Origin of the sequence: Vibrio ouci (assembly GCF_004551525.1) — a bacterium.
In the GTDB taxonomy this organism is placed as follows: domain Bacteria; phylum Pseudomonadota; class Gammaproteobacteria; order Enterobacterales; family Vibrionaceae; genus Vibrio; species Vibrio ouci.
Genome location: NZ_SATR01000119.1, coordinates 1 through 2,721 on the forward strand (window position 1 = coordinate 1; position 2,721 = coordinate 2,721).

Annotated in this window: 3 protein-coding genes; all 3 read left to right on the forward strand. The window is 42.1% G+C overall.

Annotated elements, in window-relative coordinates:
• On the forward strand, nt 1-261 hold a 261-nt coding region (locus ELS82_RS26755), incomplete at its 5' end, for a hypothetical protein (RefSeq protein WP_208733286.1).
• A gap of 371 nt (nt 262-632) precedes the next feature.
• The gene (locus ELS82_RS24080) at nt 633-1,016 is read left to right on the forward strand and encodes a cell envelope integrity TolA family protein (RefSeq protein ID WP_167489514.1); all 384 of its coding nucleotides are present in this window, start codon (nt 633-635) and stop codon (nt 1,014-1,016) included.
• 186 nt (nt 1,017-1,202) lie between these two features.
• A complete protein-coding gene (locus ELS82_RS24085) occupies nt 1,203-1,850 on the forward strand; it encodes a hypothetical protein (protein WP_134837665.1) in 648 nt (215 codons plus the stop codon).
• Nucleotides 1,851-2,721: the final 871 nt, after the last annotated feature.

A 2,721-nucleotide genomic window follows, 5' to 3' on the forward strand; every position in this document is an offset into this window, starting at 1 on the left:
GACAACTGGCTTACTGACATTGAATATGGAGGCAGTAGCTTCTTCAATATGGCTTCTTTTCTTTCTGCTGGAATACGAGACACAATTCATTCTTACCGCCCAAACTGGTTAAATTTTAACAGTGACAACTATCCTGCCAGAGGGGGAATCACTCAGCCCGTAAAACGTGCCAATGTTCGCGGGTTGCTTCATTGTCAGGTCGTGGCGGTTGGCTTCTGGTTTAACTGGCTCAAAGTCGCTTCTAGGTTCTTGGCCAATTAGCATTTCGGCTTGGCAGTTGCCTCAGCAATTTACCATTGTTTTGCGCTTTGGTTGGAAAGACAGGGCGCTTGTTGTTGCTTTGCCGGGTTGCCTCATTGGGCAGGGAAGTGGAATTAGTGGTTTTGGGTTAGTCGCTTTTGGCGGCCAAGTTGGTTCTTGCCTTGTGGTTTGGTTCAGAAAACCAGTTAGAAATAGCAGTTCTTTCTCAATTAAATCATGTGTTTGTGGTAAAACATAACAAACTGTTCAAGAGGGATTCGCAACGCGTGGCATTTTTACTATGCGTTGGTTTTAGTGTTTAAGGTAGTATGCGGCGGCTTCGGTATTGCGTTGCTCACCCCTTAACAGGGCGTTATGTGAATGGAGGTGCAATGCGAATACTATCGGCAATATTGGTATTTCTAACAGTAATGGGTTCGAATTACGTGTTCTCTCAAGATGAACACAATACAAACGACCCTATTATAGAGCAGCATAGTCGCCTAGTTGAATGGATGCAGAACACGCATAACAAAATTCAGCGACAGCTACTCATTTTAGAAGAGTTCAGTGGGCAGGAAGTTAAATATCAAGTTAATATTGATGTCTTTGGTAATGTTGTTGATATCAAGTTACTAGAAACTTCTGGAAATAGCAGTTTAGAAAGTTATGCAAAGTCAGCTATTTTTCGGGCAGACCCGTTTGATCTGTCTCAGCTTGATGAAAATGACTTTGTTAGAGTTCAAGTTTTTAATGTTGCCTTTGCCCCGAAATAATTCACATAACAATAAATTTAAGCAGATTCGCAACGCTTGGCATTTTTGGTTTGAATCGGCTTTAGTGTTTACGGCACTATGGGTTAGGTAGGGTGGTAGCGTTGCTCACTACTTAATTTGGCGTTAAGTGTAATTGCAATCAGTTGCGTGATATTATCCGCATGATATTCCTATTAGAGCTGTTTTATGAGCATCAAAAGTACACCAGCCCCGACTGGGTTAAAAAGTGGAAACTTACTCGCTTGGCGAGATAAAATGCACAAGTTGTGTCCTACCCCAACGAAAGGAGAGCTTGTTGCGACCCTTTTTGATGAAGGTCAATACTATGGCTATGTGTGTCAAAAGGCTACAGGGTATCACTCTCATTGGATGCGAGTATGCATTAGTAATCTTGAGGACGTATTTGAAGAAAGCAAATTGTCTTGGGTGCTCGATTTCGAGTTTAAGGTTAAACATGCAACTGGTAAATATGTAGTGCTCTCGTTTGATTCTAATCGGGTTAGAGTTTATCGCAGCACGCCACCGCTTGAAGATAGTAGCTCTGATCTGGTGTTTTCTGAAGGTTGGAATTCATGGAAGCGAGTAGATGAAAAGGAGCTAATTGGTGTTTCTGAAGAGATGGTCGAAGTATACGATGTGTCGATAGTTAACAGATGCTATCTTGATACTGCTTCTGTAATTTACAGCGGAGCATGGACTGACAATGGAGTGCCTGCAACTATTGATCAAGTAGCTCGTGGTGAAGCCTACACACTTTCAGGCATTCCAATAACATCTGAAGGAGTCTATTTAGGTGATGGTGTTTATATCGATCCAGAGGATGCTTGGTTTTAACTAACTCTAAGAGTTTGTTGCATAAAAATTACACTTAACAAAGCGTTTAAGGCAGATTCCCAACGCTCGGCATTTTCAGTTTGCTTTGAATTTAGTGTTTACGGCACACTGGTTTAAGTTTGGTGGTCTGCGTTGCTCACTACTTAACGCGGCGTTATGTTTACTTGTAATTCAAAGGCTTAAAGGTATTAGGCTCTAGTTCTTTGTCCCTTAGGCAATTCGCCCCTAGTAGACTCAGCAAATCAGTATTGTCGCTCTAAGTTCTTGAATCACTCAGACCGTAAAACATGCCAATATTCGTGGGTTGCTTCATTGTCAGGTCGTGGCGGTCGGCTTCTTGTTTAACTGGCTCAAAGTCGCTTCTAGGTTCTTAGCCAATTAGTATTTCGGCTTGGCAGTTGCCTCAGCAATTCAGCATTGTTTTGCGCTTTGGTTGGAAAGAAAGGGCACTTGTTGTTACTTGGTCGGGTTGCCTCATTGGGCAGGGAAGTGGAATTACTGTTTTTGGGTTAGTCGCTTTTGGCGGCCAAGTTGGTTTCAGCCTTGTGGTTTACTTCAGAAAACTAGTCAGAAATAGCAGTTCTTTCTCATGTAAATCAAGTGTTTGTGGTAAACGTGACAATCAATTTAAGAGGGATTCACAACGCTCGGCATTTTTGCTTCTACTTCAAATTTGGTGTTTATGGCACAATGCTTTAGGTTTGGGTGTAGGCGTTGTTCACCCCTTAATTGGGCGTTAGGCAAAGGGCAGAAAAGTTCTTTGTTCTAATTTTTTTGTTCCCTCTGGCATTTCGCTTTTCATAGTCGGCAATTCCGTATTGTCGGCTCAAATCCTTGAATCTCTTCAACCGTAAAACATGTCAAAATTCGT